This is a genomic window from Pectobacterium sp. CFBP8739 (assembly GCF_013449375.1).
Classification (GTDB): domain Bacteria; phylum Pseudomonadota; class Gammaproteobacteria; order Enterobacterales; family Enterobacteriaceae; genus Pectobacterium.
In genome coordinates, this window is sequence record NZ_JACDRR010000023.1 from 88,074 (window position 1) to 104,743 (window position 16,670).

Annotated in this window: 15 protein-coding genes; 9 read left to right on the forward strand and 6 right to left on the reverse strand. The window is 50.9% G+C overall.

Translation table 11 applies throughout. The features are described from left to right. Positions 1 to 362: 362 nt before the first annotated feature. Both mioC and asnC read right to left on the reverse strand, forming a co-directional pair. Positions 363 to 812 carry an FMN-binding protein MioC gene (mioC, locus tag H0247_RS16710; RefSeq protein WP_180743541.1) on the reverse strand — a complete coding sequence of 150 codons (450 nt, stop codon included), beginning with the start codon at positions 810 to 812 and terminating at the stop codon, positions 363 to 365. Positions 813 to 901: 89 nt separating this feature from the next. Continuing rightward, complete coding sequence (gene asnC / locus H0247_RS16715; protein WP_010300103.1) at positions 902 to 1,363, reverse strand: transcriptional regulator AsnC; 462 nt, start codon at positions 1,361 to 1,363, stop codon at positions 902 to 904. A gap of 152 nt (positions 1,364 to 1,515) precedes the next feature. On the opposite strand from asnC, the gene asnA reads away from it, so the two are divergent. Further along, positions 1,516 to 2,508 carry an aspartate--ammonia ligase gene (gene asnA / locus H0247_RS16720; protein ID WP_180743542.1) on the forward strand — a complete coding sequence of 331 codons (993 nt, stop codon included), beginning with the start codon at positions 1,516 to 1,518 and terminating at the stop codon, positions 2,506 to 2,508. Between the two features lies 1 nt (position 2,509). Here the strand turns inward: asnA and viaA are convergent, their stop codons facing one another. Further along, positions 2,510 to 3,994 (reverse strand): ATPase RavA stimulator ViaA, encoded by a 1,485-nt coding sequence (viaA, locus tag H0247_RS16725; protein WP_180743543.1) that lies wholly within the window; start codon positions 3,992 to 3,994, stop codon positions 2,510 to 2,512. Between the two features lie 5 nt (positions 3,995 to 3,999). Further along, positions 4,000 to 5,499, reverse strand: a complete 1,500-nt coding sequence (gene ravA / locus H0247_RS16730) for an ATPase RavA (RefSeq protein ID WP_180743544.1) — start codon at positions 5,497 to 5,499, stop codon at positions 4,000 to 4,002. A gap of 331 nt (positions 5,500 to 5,830) precedes the next feature. Between ravA and kup the strand changes: the two genes are divergently transcribed. Further along, complete coding sequence (kup, locus tag H0247_RS16735) at positions 5,831 to 7,699, forward strand: low affinity potassium transporter Kup (protein ID WP_180743545.1); 1,869 nt, start codon at positions 5,831 to 5,833, stop codon at positions 7,697 to 7,699. 175 nt (positions 7,700 to 7,874) lie between these two features. Here kup and qseC read toward each other — a convergent pair whose 3' ends face one another. Beyond that, a complete protein-coding gene (gene qseC / locus H0247_RS16740) occupies positions 7,875 to 9,224 on the reverse strand; it encodes a quorum sensing histidine kinase QseC (RefSeq protein WP_180743546.1) in 1,350 nt (449 codons plus the stop codon). After that, entirely contained in the window at positions 9,221 to 9,883 is a 663-nt protein-coding gene (qseB, locus tag H0247_RS16745) for a quorum sensing response regulator transcription factor QseB (RefSeq protein ID WP_180743547.1), read from the reverse strand. The genes qseC and qseB overlap by 4 nt, the downstream gene beginning before the upstream one ends. A gap of 259 nt (positions 9,884 to 10,142) precedes the next feature. On the opposite strand from qseB, the gene H0247_RS16750 reads away from it, so the two are divergent. The 7 genes from H0247_RS16750 (at position 10,143) to rbsR (ending at position 16,553) form a co-directional block, all read left to right on the forward strand. Next, a complete protein-coding gene (locus H0247_RS16750) occupies positions 10,143 to 10,538 on the forward strand; it encodes a YgiW/YdeI family stress tolerance OB fold protein (protein ID WP_180743548.1) in 396 nt (131 codons plus the stop codon). 196 nt (positions 10,539 to 10,734) lie between these two features. Further along, complete coding sequence (rbsD, locus tag H0247_RS16755) at positions 10,735 to 11,154, forward strand: D-ribose pyranase (protein WP_039325667.1); 420 nt, start codon at positions 10,735 to 10,737, stop codon at positions 11,152 to 11,154. A 7-nt stretch (positions 11,155 to 11,161) separates the two neighbouring features. Beyond that, complete coding sequence (rbsA, locus tag H0247_RS16760; protein WP_180743549.1) at positions 11,162 to 12,667, forward strand: ribose ABC transporter ATP-binding protein RbsA; 1,506 nt, start codon at positions 11,162 to 11,164, stop codon at positions 12,665 to 12,667. Positions 12,668 to 12,674: 7 nt separating this feature from the next. Continuing rightward, a complete protein-coding gene (rbsC, locus tag H0247_RS16765; RefSeq protein WP_180743550.1) occupies positions 12,675 to 13,643 on the forward strand; it encodes a ribose ABC transporter permease in 969 nt (322 codons plus the stop codon). Positions 13,644 to 13,668: 25 nt separating this feature from the next. After that, entirely contained in the window at positions 13,669 to 14,556 is an 888-nt protein-coding gene (gene rbsB / locus H0247_RS16770; protein ID WP_039275930.1) for a ribose ABC transporter substrate-binding protein RbsB, read from the forward strand. A 71-nt stretch (positions 14,557 to 14,627) separates the two neighbouring features. Further along, a complete protein-coding gene (gene rbsK, locus H0247_RS16775; RefSeq protein ID WP_180743551.1) occupies positions 14,628 to 15,554 on the forward strand; it encodes a ribokinase in 927 nt (308 codons plus the stop codon). Between the two features lie 3 nt (positions 15,555 to 15,557). Further along, on the forward strand, positions 15,558 to 16,553 hold the full coding sequence (gene rbsR / locus H0247_RS16780; protein WP_180743552.1) for a ribose operon transcriptional repressor RbsR: 996 nt from the start codon (positions 15,558 to 15,560) through the stop codon (positions 16,551 to 16,553). The last annotated feature ends 117 nt before the right edge of the window (positions 16,554 to 16,670 follow it).

Genomic DNA, 16,670 nt, shown 5'->3' on the forward strand with positions numbered 1-16,670 from the left:
GAATGATGAGTGGAGAACGATCGTTATTTGCCTTGGGGTGGAGGATTCTACTCAACTTTGAGCCAACGACCAAGTCCGTTGGATCCTCGTTAATTAAAGAAAGATCTTTTTATTTAAAGATCTCTTTATTAGATCTCTTATTAGGATCGTCTGGTTGTGTGGATAAGTGATTATTCACATTAAAGATCAAGAGAATGGCGTTGATCCTTACCTGTGAATGATCGGTGATCTTGGCCAGTATAAGCTGGGATCTTAATGTGGGTTTATGCACAGGACAAAAAACGAACTCGGGTTGTTATTGGGATAACTACTGCTTTTACACCTGAATTAAGTATAGTTATCCACATTCAACTGCTGATTATTTAATCGATATTGAGTAAATCAACCCACGATCCTAACCATTCTTCAGCCGGATCTTCAGGAACCTGATGCTGGGTGATGTCGATCTCAAGGATATCACCGATCCGTTTCGCCCCCAGTTGGGTCAGCACACGATCCGCGGTTTGGATCGCGCCACAAAACGTGTCGTACTCGCTGCTGCCGATCCCTACCGCACCGAAGCTCACCTGAGAAAGATCGGGCTTCTGCTGTTCCAATTGGTCAAACAGCGCTTTCAGGTTGTCAGGAAACTCCCCTGCACCGTGGGTGGACGTCACCAGCAGCCACACACCGCTTGTAGACAGTGCATCAAGCTCAGGACCGTGCAGAAGTTCAGTGGAAAAATCATCCTTCTCCAGCAGTTCAGCCAAATGCTCTGCGACGTATTCGGCGCTGCCAAGGGTACTGCCACTGATCAAGGTAATGTCTGCCATAGCGATCCCATCCGATAAAAGACGGGACATTGTACGCTGTGATCTGGCTGGGATCTACCTGTGGATAATATGGGTATAGGAAAAAAGCATTACGGCGCGATCGTCCGCATGATGGGGTTTTGCAGGGAGATGAGTGTTTCGGTGGACTGAATTTCATCAATTGTTTGGATCTTGTTGATAAGTACATGTTGCAGCGCTTCTATCGAGCGGCACATGACTTTAATAAAGATGCTGTAATGTCCGGTGGTGTAGTAGGCCTCGACCACTTCTTCCAGATTGTTCAGCTTCTCCAGTGCCGAGGGATAATCTTTGGCGCTTTTCAGAATGATGCCGATAAAGCAGCACACGTCATAGCCCAGCTGTTTTGGGTTCACGTCCAGACGTGTACCAACAATGATGCCCGCCTGTTTCATTTTTTCCACTCGAACGTGGATAGTTCCAGGACTGACGGAAAACTGTTTTGCCAGTTCGGCATACGGGGTACGTGCATTTTCCATTAAGGCGGAAAGAATGCCGCGATCGAGATTATCGATCTGATAAATTTCTGCCACTTTGAGCCTCCTATTTTAGCGAATAATGATTTTATACCGCTATAAAATGACGGATTAAAAGCACAAGAGCAATTTATCCATAAGATTATTGAATGACTAGCGGTTTTTATTGCTTAATGAATAACTAAATACGATGAATAAGAGACGCGGCAATGAAAAAGCAGTACATCGAAAAACAGCAGCAAATCAGCTTCGTTAAATCTTTCTTCTCCAGCCAACTGGAACAGCTTCTGGGATTGATTGAAGTTCAGGCACCTATTCTTAGCCGTATCGGTGATGGTACGCAGGATAACTTGTCCGGTACGGAAAAAGCGGTGCAGGTTAAGGTGAAAGCCCTGCCTGATGCCACATTTGAAGTGGTGCACTCACTGGCTAAATGGAAACGTAAAACGCTGGGCGCGTATGATTTTAGTAGTGGTGAAGGCATTTATACCCATATGAAGGCGCTGCGCCCAGACGAAGATCGTCTGAGCCCGATACACTCGGTTTATGTCGATCAGTGGGATTGGGAGCGCGTGATGGGAGACGGTGAGCGTCATGCAGAGTACCTGAAATCGACGGTGATGCGTATTTATCAGGGTATCAAGGCGACAGAGGCTGCGGTTCATCAGGCGTTTGGGATTCAGCCTTTCCTGCCAGAACAGATTCATTTTGTGCATACCGAAACGTTGCTGAAGCGCTACCCCGACCTGGATGCCAAAGGGCGTGAGCGAGCCATTGCGAAAGAACTGGGCGCTGTCTTCTTGATAGGGATTGGCGGCAAGTTGTCCAGCGGGCATTCTCACGATGTGCGTGCACCGGATTATGATGACTGGACGACGCCTGGCGAGCAGGAACTAGCGGGGCTGAACGGCGATATCGTCGTGTGGAACCCAGTTCTGAACGATGCATTTGAGATTTCATCTATGGGTATCCGCGTGGATGCAGAGGCGTTAACACGCCAGTTGGCGCTGACACAGGATGAAGAACGTCTGAAACTGGAATGGCATCAGGCGCTGCTGCGCGGTGAGATGCCGCAAACGATCGGCGGGGGAATCGGTCAGTCTCGCCTAGTCATGCTGCTGCTGCAATTGTCGCACATTGGTCAGGTTCAGTGCGGCGTATGGCCACAGCCACTGCATGAGTCAGTTTCCGGTCTGCTTTAATTTAATGCGTTTTTCCGTGTTGCCAGCGGCGCATTAAACGGCTTTTTAATCCGGTATCAAAGCGCCAGATATGGTCAAAGATGCGCATGATGCCGGGTTTGCCGTGATCAGACATCGCTACAGCATGGAAACGGTGCTGTAGCTGCTTCTGGCGGCTTTTCACCTTATCGACCACCTCATCCGGCAATCGCTGGGCAATAAAATCTGAAATCACCACTGCATCGGCATCATGCCAAAGTGCTTCATCCATCTTATCCAACAACGCTGATAGACAGGCGCTCATATCCGTACCGCCACGGAAGGATTGGCTGAGAAAACGTATGGCTTGCTCTAATCCATCCGCAGACGTGAGTTCGTATTTCACCACGCCGGTAGAAAACAGCATGATGTAACAACGGCGGTTATCGGCGAGCGCAATACGCATCAGCGCAAGGCAGAAGGCTTTGGCACAGCGCTCATTAAAGCCGCCCATCGAGCCTGACGTATCAACGCAGACGATAAACGGGCCACGCGGCTGTTGTTCATTTCGTTGATGAATCACAGGGCGTTCCATGACTTTCTCGCGCCAGCTCTCACCTTGTAAGCGATAGGTCAGCAGGCGATGTTCCAACAGACGACGATAAAACTCGAATTCCAGTTCGCTGATGCCCAAAGCAGCCAGCTCGGTTGGCATCAAGCGCAGAATGTCATCGCTCTGATGTATACCACTGACCTGTTCAGGCACGGTAGCGGGTTCTCTAACACTTACCCGAAAGGCTTTCTGTGGGGCATCTTTAGCTAGGATGGATTTGGTTTCCCTGCTGCGCCCCAGTTGTTCCGCCAGTTTCTGTAATTCTGGTTGGCGTTGTAAGAAAGCGCCAAAATCCAATAACGGGCGAGGGTCGGTGTGAATACGCTGTGCTACGCTGAGATCCCAGAGTCTCCCCGCAGCGTTTTCATTTTCTGCCAAAATGGGTTCGAGCTTGCCACTTAGCGTCAGGCGTTGTTGTAGTTCATCCAGCAGAATTTCCCGTTCTTGTTCCATTAACTGCTGATGTAATGAAACCGTTTGCAAGGTGAGGCTTAAGCGCCAGCGCTGGAGAAAGAGCGCGTGAAGCCCATTGGTGAGCTTCTGTTTTAACGTTCGATATGGGGAAGGGGCGTCGATAAGCTGTGAAGCCTGGGCTATAAACGGTGATTCCACGGTGTTGAGCGTATCCATTATCTCAGGGAGGCGCGTCTGGAAAGTCTGATTGTCGAATGATAGTGAATGTTGATAGCAGCTAAACTCTTTTTCCAGCTCTGGAGGTATCTGGGTGGTACGCAGGCGCTGCTTTAACGTTTCTTTCCATTTGGGGAGATCGTTGAGTAATGATGACTTCAGGCTGGGGAATTTTTCAAAGAAGAACGTGATCTGTGGTGTCGCCAGCAGCGTCATAATTAGCTCATCCAGCAGCTCGTTTTCATCAATAGACAGAAGCATTTCCAGTGATTCCAGCGTGATCATTGGCGTTAATCCTGTTGCTTTGATTGAGCGATCAGATCGGCAACCTGTTGCAAACTGGCTTCTATCTTGGCCAGCCACTCACCTTGGACAAATAGGCAAGGCTGATGCTGACTGAATAAGCGGCGCTGTTCACGCAGTTGCATACCTAGTTTTTCATATTCATCGGTAATTTCGGTTGGAAGTGCACTGTTTCGCTTTTCCGGTAGAGAAAGAATGGAGGCTTGCAGACTGATGTCGCGAATGGTTAAATGCTGACGATCGTTCACCGCCAAATCGAGACGTTGGGTAAAGCCAATACCGTTGAGCTTACCTCTAATCTCCCCCCCTTTTTGTAGCCAGTTTTGCAGCGCATTCTTTTCAAAAATCACATGGCTGACTTCAATATCGTGCAAGATCAGTGGGCGTTGTAATACCAGATCCAATGTATCTGTGATGATGGTTTCTGGCAGCGTGTAGTGGATTTTCCGGCCGAGGAAGTGCCCCTGTTTCTCTACCGAAAATGCCTGTAGTTCGCTTTGTTCTCGTTGGTATTGCTGGCGTTTGGTATTCACCTGCTGTAGGCGGAACAGTAGATTTCTCTGTTGGTAGGCGTGTTCAGTGATCAACATTTCAAGCTGACGTTCAATGAGCGCCAAGGTGCTTTGGTCATGCCAGAGACAGTCTTTCAGCAGAATGACATCCACGGGTGTAATGGCATCTCGGCCGCAGAAAAATGCGCTGGCCTGAAGTAGACGCAGGGCTTTTTTCCAGCGCCGATCGGAAATGTAAGGAGCCTGTTCTAGCGTATCAAGCTGCTGGCGTAATGTGTAAATCAGCTCGAAAGTGGCTTCCGGTAGCGCGATGTGCTCAATATCCTTCTGCCACTGTTGGTACTCTTCATCGCTGACACTGAGAGCAGGTAGTACGGGGTTATCGCGTTCGCTGCTGTTGTTCACGAGGAGCGCACGGAAATTCTGTTTTTCCTGGACACGATCGAGCCACAGGCGGATGAGCATGCGGTCATAAAGCGCTTCCAGACCGCCATCCGCCTCCGGCAGTTCATTCGACGCCGCGATCAGCAAGCGCATGGGGATGATGTCTTCACTGTTGCCGTTACGGAAGCGCCGTTCGTTAATCGCTGTCAGTAGGGTGTTCAAAATCGCGGGACCCGCTTTCCAAATCTCATCCAGAAACACGATTTCAGCTTCCGGCAGATAGCCTGCGGTCAGACGTTGATAGCGACCTTCATCTTTTAATGCCTGAATGGAAAGGGGGCCGAATACTTCTTCTGGGGTGGAAAAGCGGGTCATCAGGTACTCAAACGCATTCGCGTGGCGAAACGCAAATTTAAGACGCCGAGCGATCATACTTTTGGCGATACCTGGCGGCCCTAGCAGAAAAACACTTTCTCCGCTTAGCGCTGCCAGCAGACAGAGACGAATGGCGTGCTGCCTTTCGTAGAGCCCGTGTTCTAGTGCATGACTGAGACGAGATATTCGTTCAGCCAACGCCGCAGTTTGACGCATAATTAATCCGTTAGCCCCATGAGTGATGTACTGAAATCGTTTATTTGTAAATCTCACAGCATTAGTGAAAGTGGAGCGCCATAAAGCCCCTATTTTTATAAAGACAATAATAATATTAAACGACAGGTCACAGTTTTTTATTAGAATACTTTTACGAATTATTCAACCTTATGGCGACAGTAATCAATAAACCCGCTTTTACTGGGTGGCTTGCGCTGGCGATTCGCATAATAAAAATGGGTTTTTAGCCTGATTTGTGCATACTGTGCGCGCTTGGACGAGTTGCTGTGAATGACGCGCTTCGCGGACTAATTAACAACAGAAGATAGATATGAGCTCAGAACATAAACGTTCGCTTCCGGCGGTCACGCTGGCGGCCATCGGGGTGGTTTATGGAGATATAGGAACCAGCCCTCTTTATACGTTAAGGGAATGTTTATCAGGGCAGTTTGGTTTTGGGGTCGAGCCTGATTCGGTCTTTGGCTTTCTTTCACTGATCTTTTGGCTGTTGGTTCTCGTTGTTTCGCTGAAATACCTGACCTATGTGATGCGTGCGGACAACGCAGGCGAAGGTGGGATTCTTACCTTAATGTCGCTAGCCGGACGCAATACTTCCGATCGCATGACGTCCGTGCTGGTCATCATGGGGTTGATTGGCGGCAGCTTCTTCTATGGAGAAGTGGTCATCACACCAGCCATCTCGGTCATGTCGGCGATGGAAGGGTTAGAGATTGCCGCGCCGTCGATGGACAGCTATATCGTCCCGCTATCGATTGTCGTGCTGACATTACTCTTTATTATTCAAAAACACGGTACAGGCAGTGTAGGTAAGCTGTTTGCGCCCGTGATGCTGATTTGGTTTTTAACGCTCGGTGTGCTGGGGGCGCGAAGTATTATCGCTAACCCCGAAGTTTTGCAGGCGTTGAATCCGATGTACGCCGTGCGCTTCTTTGCCGAATATAAAGCTGTGTCGTTCTTCGCGCTGGGGGCGGTAGTGCTGGCGATTACCGGAGTCGAGGCGCTGTATGCTGATATGGGGCACTTCGGCAAATTCCCGATTCGTCTGGCCTGGTTTACGGTGGTGCTGCCGTCGCTGGTGTTAAATTACTTCGGGCAGGGGGCGCTGCTGTTGAAGAATCCTGAAGCGATCAAGAACCCCTTCTTCCTGCTGGCGCCAGATTGGGCGCTGATTCCACTGATGATATTGGCGACGTTGGCGACAATCATTGCCTCGCAGGCCGTCATTTCCGGCGTTTTCTCCCTGACGCGCCAGGCCGTGCGGCTTGGCTATTTGCCGCCGATGCGTATCGTACACACGTCAGATATGGAATCCGGTCAGATCTATATCCCAGCCATTAATTGGATGCTGTATATCGCCGTTGTCATCGTGATTGTCAGCTTTGAGCATTCGGGCAATTTGGCCGCGGCTTACGGGATTGCGGTAACGGGTACGATGGTGATTACCAGCATTCTGTTCTGTACGGTGGCACTGAAGAACTGGCTCTGGCATCGTTATCTGGTATGGGTATTGCTGGCGGGCTTACTGGTTATAGACGTACCGATGTTTTTGGCTAACGTGGTCAAGATTCTGTCCGGTGGCTGGCTGCCGTTGGCGCTGGGTATGGTGATGTTTATTATCATGACGACGTGGAAAAGCGAGCGCTTCAGGCTGCTGCGCCGGCTGCATGAGCATGGTAACTCGTTGGATGCCATGATTGCATCGTTGGAGAAATCACCGCCGACGCGTGTACCGGGCACCGCTGTCTATTTCTCACGTGCGACTCGCGTGATCCCGTTCGCGCTGCTGCATAATCTTAAGCACAATAAGATCCTACACGAGCGTGTGGTGCTGTTGACCATGCGAACGGAGGATGCGCCCTATGTGCTGAACGCGCGTCGCGTAACGGTTGAACAGCTTTCGCCGACGTTCTGGCGAGTGATTGCCAACTATGGTTGGCGTGAAACGCCGGATGTGGAAGAGGTCTTTCAGCGCTGTTGGCAGGATGGGTTAACCTGCCAAATGATGGAAACCTCTTTCTTTATGTCCAATGAATCGCTGATTATCGGTGATCGCCCGTGGTATCTGCGCTTGCGCGGTAAGCTATTCATGATGCTCAGCCGCAATGCATTACGAGCGGCGGATCAGTTTGAAATACCGCCGAACAGGCTGATTGAGCTGGGAATACAGGTCGAGATTTAAGTGATCCCACTATTAGGGCGCTATGTTGGGATAAGATCGAGGTATACGGTCGACCACGGGGCGAGGCGTCCCTGCGGGAACCTCATCCCCGTGTTTCCCTAATAACAAGCAGCGAGTTGCTGCCTGTTGGGGAAACCACATTGCTCAGTGCGTTAACGTATAGAGAGAATGATAGTTACCAATTCACCGACACAATCAGCCCACCAGCGGGCTGATTGGTGAACGTGACCCGCATGTGGTGCAGTTTGGCGATGTTATTGACGATGGATATCCCCAGACCACTGCCGGATTTTTCCTGCCCCGGTGGGCGATAAAAGCGCTCTCCGATTCTTGCCAGCGCTTCCTCGTTGATACCCGGTCCGTTATCGGCAACCTGAAAGCCGCGCTCTGTCAGCGTCAGGCTTACCGTTCCTCCTTCATGGCTGTAGCGAATAGCATTATCCAGCAGATTGCGCACCAGCAGAGTCAGCAGCAGCGGGTGACCCTGCCTAATAACCGGGGTGTCCGGTAAATCCAGCGTCAGCTCGATACCCGCGGTTTGCGCTGTGTGGTAATGCGCGATCACCGCCTGTTGCAGGAGTTCATTGAACTGGACGGGCTGCATCCCTTCGGGAGACGATTCGGCATCCAACCGCGACAGCGTCAGGAGCTGATCCACCAGCCGGGTGGCCCGTTCGATCCCTTTGTCCAGATTGATCAGGGCATGGCGGCGCATGGCTTCATCGTCATGCGCCAGCTGTGCAACTTCGGTTTGGACTTTCAGCGCAGCCAGCGGGCTACGCAATTCGTGAGCGGCATCGGAGGTAAAACGGCGTTCTCGAACCAGCATGTCGCTGATACGGGAAAACAGGTGGTTCAGCGCGTTAACCAACGGGCGAACTTCTTGTGGAATGTGCTGCGTCGCTAGCGGTGTACTGTCGTCGGGGTAACGTTGCTGAAGCTCGGCGGTTATACGTTTTAGCGGTGAGAGTTCACGTGTGACCAGCCAGAATAGTAGCGCCAGCATGATCGGCAGGGCGAATAACCAGGGCATCAGGTTGGTTTTTACAATATCCAGCGTCATGTCCTGACGGTATTCCCATTCCTGACCCACTGCAATCACGTAACGATTATCCGCTGTTGTTAGCCAGACGATGCGCCAGGTATCGTCGTCGTCGCGTAATGTGCCGTCAGTGAAGCCGTTGCGCTGATAGTCAAAAATGAAATCTTTGCCGTTCTCGCCATCATTCAACACCATTTTCCCGTCGCGGGTAAAAATAGCGAAGGCCAGCGCATCATCGTCCTGTTTGCCGCGGTTCTTGTGCACCAAACTCTTGGTTTTGGGCAGAGACACCGGCTGGATTCGCAATTCATCAGGATTCATGGTGGCCAAGCGTTTGGCGAACAGCATTTGCTGGGTATCAAATAGCTCATTGATGTTATGGCGCGTTTGATACCACGAAAGCAGACTGGCTACGCCCCAGCAGATCAATGTCAGCAGCGTAAAACCGGTAATCAGACGTAAGCGCAGGCTGAGTCGGTTCATGGCGCATCTCCCAGAATATAGCCAACGCCATGTACGGTACGGATAAACCCGCTGCCCAGCTTTTTGCGCAGGTGGTGGATGTGCACTTCTACGGCGTTGCTGGAGACGTCATCATCCCACCCGTAGAGCTTTTCTTCCAACTGTGCGCGCGTGAGTACGCGGTTTGGGTTAAGCAAAAACAGTTCCAGCAGCGCCAATTCGCGGGATTTTAGTATCAACGGCTCATTGTTAAGCGTGACGTTCCGCGAACCCGGCTCCAGGGACACCACGCCGTGCGTTAATGTCGGTTGAAGTTGACCGTGACGGCGGCGAATTAGCGCCTGCAGGCGAGCGGCAACTTCCGTCAGCGCAAAGGGCTTACATAAATAATCATCGGCACCCTGCTGGAGCCCTTCCACACGCTGTTCCAGCGCATCCCTAGCGGTCAAAATCAGCACCGGTTCGTCATGCCCAGCCTGACGCCACTGGCGCAGGATATCCATTCCGTCCATACCCGGCAGGCTGAGATCGAGCACCACCGCATCATAGGGCGCAGCCTTCAAGGCCGCGGCGCCCGCTTTGCCTTCCGTAAACCAGTCAATATTAAAACCCAGTTTGATTAAGCCTGCTTTCAGGCCGTCGCCAATCAGGCGATCGTCTTCGATTAACAATATTCTCATGGCTGCCTCACAGGAAATGTGCTGCTGTCTCGTTTGCGCCTTTTCCGGTTTTATACGAAATCGGGAGGTGGCATGTATAGGACAAATCGCTGAAAGCGGGCGATTTCGGCAATATAAAAAAATAAAAATACAGACGCTGATTCCTTAAGATTCTGTTAAGAACGGTTTGTTTTAATCCTTCCCGAAGACCGATTACTCCCGCAGGTTGACTGCGAAACAGTTGACCGTGAAGCGACAGGCAAAATAAGGAAGGTAAAATATGAAAAAAGCAGCTGCGTTACTCGCCATTACCGCTCTGGTTTCTGCACCGGTATTTGCTGCGCAAAGCGGCGGTGGTTTCGTCAATCCTGAAACGCCAGCGGTTGGTACACATAAAGGGGGATTTGTTGATCCCCAGAATTCCCTCACCACGGTAGATAAGGCTAAAGATCTGCGTGACGACAGTTGGGTTACGCTGAGCGGCAATATTGAAAAACGGGTCGGTGATGAGAACTATTTGTTCCGCGATGCGACGGGTACGATGGAAGTCGAGATCGATCACAAGCGCTGGAATGGCCAGATGATTTCACCCACTGATAAAGTGGAAATTCAGGGGGAACTGGATAAAGACTTCAATTCCGTCGAACTGGATGTGAAGCAGATTCGTAAACTCTAAATCGTTATCCTCAATTCCCTATTGGCGGGCTTTTGCCCGTCATTGATCTCTCTTCTATAACCAACTCTTGTTCTCTTTATTTTTTTGTTAGCGAAACGTTTCGATAGCGATCACATTTTTTTTATATCTTCGTTGCCTTTCTCTCTTCTTTTTCTAGAATGTTATTAGCGAAACGTTTCGCTGGTGGGGTGAAAAGATGAAAAAAGCAGCATTATTGAATTCAGATATTTCTTCCGTGATTGCTCGACTGGGCCATACTGATAGCCTTGTTATTGGTGATGCGGGTTTACCGATTCCTGAAACAACGACGCGTATCGATCTGGCGTTGACGCACAACGTGCCGACATTTTTGCAGGTGGTGAGTGTGGTCACCAGTGAAATGCAGGTTGAGGCCGCTATTCTGGCGGAAGAGATAATTGAGAAGAACCCCGCAGTCCATGACGCATTACTCGATCAATTGAAGCAACTTGAACAACACCAGGGAAACTCAATTGCATTGCACTATGTAAGCCATGAAGAATTTAAAACCCAAAGCGGCAAAAGCCGGGCCATCATTCGCAGCGGAGAGTGTTCTCCGTATGCCAATGTCATCCTTTGTGCTGGCGTAACGTTCTGAGGCATCCATGCAACCTTTACTGCAACTGCAAGGCATCACGAAATCTTTTCCCGGTGTTAAGGCGTTGTCCGGTGCGGCGCTTAACGTCTATCCAGGAAAAGTGATGGCGCTGGTGGGCGAGAACGGTGCGGGTAAGTCCACCATGATGAAAGTCCTGACTGGGATCTATCGTAAAGATGCCGGTAGCATCCATTTTCTGGGGCAGGAGGTGGATTTCAACGGGCCGAAAGCGTCCCAGGAAGCAGGTATCGGTATCATCCATCAGGAACTTAACCTGATTCCCCAGCTTACGATTGCCGAGAATATCTTTCTCGGGCGTGAATTTACCAACCGCTTTGGCCGCATCGACTGGAATAAGATGTATGCGGAAGCCGACAAGCTGCTAAAGCGCCTTAATCTGCGCTACGACAGCCGTCGTATGGTCGGAGAGTTATCGATTGGCGATCAGCAAATGGTGGAAATTGCCAAGGTGCTGAGCTTTGAATCGAAAGTCATCATCATGGATGAACCTACCGATGCGCTGACGGATACCGAAACCGCTTCGCTATTCAGTGTCATCAAAGAGCTGCAATCTCAGGGATGCGGCATTGTCTATATTTCCCACCGTCTGAAAGAAATCTTTGAAATCTGCGATGACATTACCGTGTTCCGCGATGGCCAGTTTATCGGCGAGCGTCCGGTCAGTGACTTAGAAGAAGATACGCTGATTGAAATGATGGTCGGTCGTAAGTTGGAAGATCAGTACCCGCGTTCGAGTAAAGAACCGGGAGAGGTTCGCCTTAAGGTACAAAACCTGTCTGGGCCGGGCGTTGATAGCGTCAGCTTTACGGTGCGGAAAGGTGAAATTCTGGGCATCGCAGGGCTGATGGGCGCGGGCCGTACCGAACTGATGAAGATTCTCTACGGTGCATTGCCGCGCACTGGCGGCAATGTGACGCTTGATGGCCGCGACGTGGTGACCCGAAAACCGCAGGATGGTTTGGCGAACGGTATCGTTTACATATCGGAAGATCGCAAGCGCGATGGTCTGGTACTGGGCATGTCGGTAAAAGAAAACATGTCGTTAACCGCACTGCGCTATTTCAGCCATGCGGGCGGTCGTCTGAAACATGCTGAAGAGCAATTAACGGTTGCCGACTTTATTCGCCTGTTCAACGTGAAAACGCCATCAATGGAGCAGCCTATCGGCCTGCTTTCCGGCGGTAATCAGCAGAAAGTGGCGATAGCCCGCGGCCTGATGACGCGCCCGAATGTTCTGATCCTCGATGAACCGACGCGCGGTGTCGATGTCGGGGCGAAGAAAGAAATTTATCAGTTAATCAATCAATTCAAAGAAGAAGGGCTGAGTATCATCTTGGTGTCATCCGAAATGCCTGAAGTTTTGGGAATGAGCGATCGCATCATTGTGATGCATGAAGGGCGCTTGAGCGGTGATTTCCCGATTGAGCAAGCAACCCAGGAAGCACTGATGGCTGCGGCCGTTGGTAAGCAATACGGCGCAAAGCAGGAGTAAGTCAGACATGAGTTCTCAACCTATCGCGGCAAAACGCTGGTTCAGCAAAGAGTGGTTACTGGAGCAGAAATCGCTGATCGCGCTCCTGATCCTGATTGCGGTTGTTTCCGCCATGAGCCCTAACTTTTTTACCCTGAACAACCTGTTCAATATTCTCCAGCAGACGTCGGTGAACGCCATCATGGCCGTTGGCATGACCTTGGTCATTCTGACCTCGGGCATCGATTTGTCAGTGGGTTCACTGCTGGCATTGACGGGGGCTGTTGCGGCTTCCATCGTTGGGCTGGAGGTCAATGCGCTGGTGGCTGTGTTTGGTGCGCTGGCGTTGGGGGCGCTGATTGGTGCGGGTACCGGCGTCATTGTCTCCAAAGGTAAAGTGCAGGCGTTTATTGCTACGCTGGTCATGATGCTGTTACTGCGCGGCGTGACGATGGTCTATACCAACGGCAGCCCGATTAATACCGGCTTTTCCGATGTGGCGGATGCTTTTGGCTGGTTTGGCATCGGTCGTCCACTGGGGATTCCGACACCAATCTGGATCATGGCTATCGTGTTCGCAGTGGCCTGGTACATACTGCACCACACACGCCTTGGACGCTATATCTATGCGCTGGGCGGCAATGAATCTGCTACCCGTTTGTCCGGTATCAGCGTTGATAAAGTCAAAATTATTGTCTATTCCCTGTGTGGGCTGCTGTCTGCTCTGGCGGGAATTATCGAAGTTGCACGTTTGTCCTCTGCACAGCCGACGGCGGGGACAGGCTATGAGCTGGATGCTATCGCGGCTGTAGTATTGGGCGGCACCAGTCTGGCCGGAGGAAAAGGGCGTATCGTTGGTACGTTGATCGGCGCACTTATCCTTGGTTTCCTCAACAATGGACTGAATTTATTAGGTGTTTCTTCTTACTACCAAATGATCGTTAAAGCAGTCGTCATTTTGCTAGCGGTTCTGGTAGATAACAAAAGCAGTAAATAACCTTCATTCACACAGGAATTGAGTTATGAATATGAAAAAGCTGGCTACTCTGGTTTCCGCTGTTGCGCTGAGCGCGACTGTCAGTGCTAATGCCTTGGCCAAAGATACGGTTGCTCTGGTGGTTTCTACGCTGAATAACCCGTTCTTTGTTTCAATGAAAGAGGGTGCGCAGAAAGAAGCCGATAAACTGGGTTACGAGCTGATCGTGCTGGATTCTCAGAATAACCCAGCGAAAGAACTGGCTAACGTTCAGGATTTGACGGTACGTGGAACCAAAGTTCTGCTGATCAACCCGACCGATTCTGATGCGGTCGGTAATGCGATTAAAATGGCGAACCAGGCCAAGATCCCTGTTATTACACTGGACCGCGTTGCCAGCAGTGGTGAAGTGGTGAGCCACGTGGCTTCTGATAACGCCTTCGGTGGTAAAGTGGCTGGTGACTTCATTGCCAAGAAATTGGGTGAAGGCGCGAAAGTGATTCAACTGGAAGGCATCGCCGGAACGTCTGCCGCGCGCGAGCGTGGGGCAGGTTTCATGAAATCTGCTGAGAAAAATAAATTCGCTATGCTGGCCAGCCAACCGGCTGACTTCGATCGTACTAAAGGGCTAAACGTGATGCAGAACCTGCTGACCGCGCACCCTGACGTTCAGGCCGTATTTGCTCAGAACGATGAAATGGCGTTGGGTGCACTGCGTGCACTGCAAACCGCAGGCAAAACAGATGTGCTGGTTGTCGGCTTTGACGGCACGCAGGATGGTGTGAAGGCCGTTGAGTCAGGTAAGCTGGCGGCAACGGTTGCTCAGCGTCCTGATCAGATCGGTGTGATCGGTATCGAAACGGCGGCGAAAGTGCTGAAAGGTGAAAAACCTCAGGCCATCATTCCGGTTGACCTGAAGCTGGTAGCAAAATAATTAAAGAATAAAGCAGGGCTCGCGCCACCCGCTTGTGGTGGCGCATTATTAACGTAGCGGGATTCGACACAATGAAAACGGGTAAGCTGGTGGTGCTGGGCAGTATTAATGCTGACCATATTCTCAATCTTGAGCAATTTCCCCGTCCAGGCGAAACGGTGATCGGTGAGCAATATAGCGTTGCTTTCGGTGGGAAAGGTGCCAATCAGGCCGTTGCCGCTGGTCGAAGCGGTGCAGACATCGCCTTTATTGCCTGCGTTGGAGAAGATGATATTGGCACCCGTATTTGCCAGCAGCTATCCAAGGACAATATTGATGTTTCCGCCGTCGAGGCTATCTCCGAGGAAACAACCGGCGTTGCGCTGATTTTTGTTAACGCCGACGCTGAGAATATGATCGCAATTAACGCCGGCGCGAATGCGGCCGTGACGCCTGATTACCTTCACCGTCATCAGCAACACATTATGGATGCTTCCGCGTTGCTTATGCAGCTTGAGTCGCCGTTAGAAACGGTTCTCGCAGCAGCCAAACTGGCGCATGAATACCAGACGAAAGTGATTCTTAACCCCGCTCCTGCGCGTGAACTGCCTGATGAGTTGTTGTCGCTGGTCGATATGATCACGCCGAATGAAACCGAAGCGCAGTTCCTGACGGGAATTACCGTTGAGACGGAAGACGATGCGGCTCGCGCAGCACAGATTTTGCACGGTAAAGGCATTGAAACGGTTCTCATCACATTGGGTAGTCGTGGTGTATGGTTAAGTGAAAACGGTCAGGGGCAGAGAATTCCGGGATATCGCGTAAAAGCTGTGGATACTATCGCCGCCGGAGACACGTTTAATGGCGCGCTCGTTACCGCGTTGCTGGAAAATAAGCCCATGTCCTCCGCCGTAAAATTTGCCCATGCGGCAGCGGCGATAGCGGTGACTCGCCGCGGTGCTCAGCCCTCTGTCCCATGGCGTGAAGAGATCGACGCATTTTTGCAAACCCAGGGGTGATCTTTGGCCACCATGAAAGATGTCGCCCGTCTTGCGGGCGTTTCTACGTCTACTGTATCCCACGTTATCAATAACAATCGCTTTGTCAGCGATACCATTCGCGAAAAAGTGATGAAGGCCGTTGAGGATCTCAACTATGCGCCGTCTGCACTGGCCAGAAGTCTGAAAATAAACCAGACCCGCACCATCGGCATGTTGCTCACTGCCAGTAATAACCCGTTCTATGCCGAAGTGGTTCGTGGCGTAGAGCGTTGCTGTTATGAGCGAGGCTATAGCCTGATTCTGTGCAACACCGAAGGCGATCGCGACAGAATGAGCCATAGCCTTGAAACGCTCTTGCAAAAGCGGGTCGACGGCGTACTGTTGATGTGCACCGAAAGCCATCGCCCTTTGCCCGAAATGATGAGCCGCTATCCTTCTATACCTATGGTCATGATGGATTGGGCTCCCTTTGAAGGCGTCATAGATGTCATTAAAGATAATTCTCTGCTCGGTGGCGAGATCGCAACCAATTATCTCATCTCGCGCGGTTATAAAAAGATAGCCTGCATTGCGGGGCCGAAAGATAAAACGACAGCCTATAACCGACTGGAGGGCTATCGGCAGGCGATGCAGCTCGCTGGTCTACCCGTTCCCACTGATTATGAAATTTTCGGCGATTTTGAATTTGAAACGGGTTATCGCGCTATGCAGCAGTTATTAGCGCTGGAAGATAAGCCAGAAGCCGTGTTCACCAGTAATGATGCGATGGCTGTTGGTGTTTACCATGCGCTTTATCAGGCAGGACTTTCGATTCCTCAAGATATGGCGGTTGTGGGTTACGATGATATTGAACTGGCTCGCTATATGTCCCCACCTCTTACAACGGTTCATCAACCTAAAGATGAACTTGGCGAACTGGCGGTTGATACACTCTTGTATCGTCTGGAACATCCTAATACCGAGCCGAATGTATTGGTGCTGACGCCTGAATTAATGGTGCGCCAGTCTGTTAGGTGAGGATTTCGCCCAATTAGCGGCGAAAAATCGGGCATAACGGCGTCTTTTAATGCGCTTTGCTGAAAAAATCCCCACTCGATAATTTTTTTGCATTTAACGCTTGTCAGGCGGCGAGAA

What these genes read in the sequence shown, in the direction of transcription:
- rbsC (WP_180743550.1), top strand. Translation starts at nt 12,675, where the DNA reads ATGAGTTCTCAACCTATCGCGGCAAAACGCTGGTTCAGCAAAGAGTGG.
- rbsD (WP_039325667.1), top strand. Translation starts at nt 10,735, where the DNA reads ATGAAAAAAGCAGCATTATTGAATTCAGATATTTCTTCCGTGATTGCT.
- viaA (WP_180743543.1), bottom strand. Translation starts at nt 3,994, where the DNA reads ATGATCACGCTGGAATCACTGGAAATGCTTCTGTCTATTGATGAAAAC.
- rbsB (WP_039275930.1), top strand. Translation starts at nt 13,669, where the DNA reads ATGAATATGAAAAAGCTGGCTACTCTGGTTTCCGCTGTTGCGCTGAGC.
- ravA (WP_180743544.1), bottom strand. Translation starts at nt 5,499, where the DNA reads ATGCGTCAAACTGCGGCGTTGGCTGAACGAATATCTCGTCTCAGTCAT.
- qseC (WP_180743546.1), bottom strand. Translation starts at nt 9,224, where the DNA reads ATGAACCGACTCAGCCTGCGCTTACGTCTGATTACCGGTTTTACGCTG.
- rbsA (WP_180743549.1), top strand. Translation starts at nt 11,162, where the DNA reads ATGCAACCTTTACTGCAACTGCAAGGCATCACGAAATCTTTTCCCGGT.
- H0247_RS16750 (WP_180743548.1), top strand. Translation starts at nt 10,143, where the DNA reads ATGAAAAAAGCAGCTGCGTTACTCGCCATTACCGCTCTGGTTTCTGCA.
- kup (WP_180743545.1), top strand. Translation starts at nt 5,831, where the DNA reads ATGAGCTCAGAACATAAACGTTCGCTTCCGGCGGTCACGCTGGCGGCC.
- rbsK (WP_180743551.1), top strand. Translation starts at nt 14,628, where the DNA reads ATGAAAACGGGTAAGCTGGTGGTGCTGGGCAGTATTAATGCTGACCAT.
- qseB (WP_180743547.1), bottom strand. Translation starts at nt 9,883, where the DNA reads ATGAGAATATTGTTAATCGAAGACGATCGCCTGATTGGCGACGGCCTG.
- mioC (WP_180743541.1), bottom strand. Translation starts at nt 812, where the DNA reads ATGGCAGACATTACCTTGATCAGTGGCAGTACCCTTGGCAGCGCCGAA.
- asnA (WP_180743542.1), top strand. Translation starts at nt 1,516, where the DNA reads ATGAAAAAGCAGTACATCGAAAAACAGCAGCAAATCAGCTTCGTTAAA.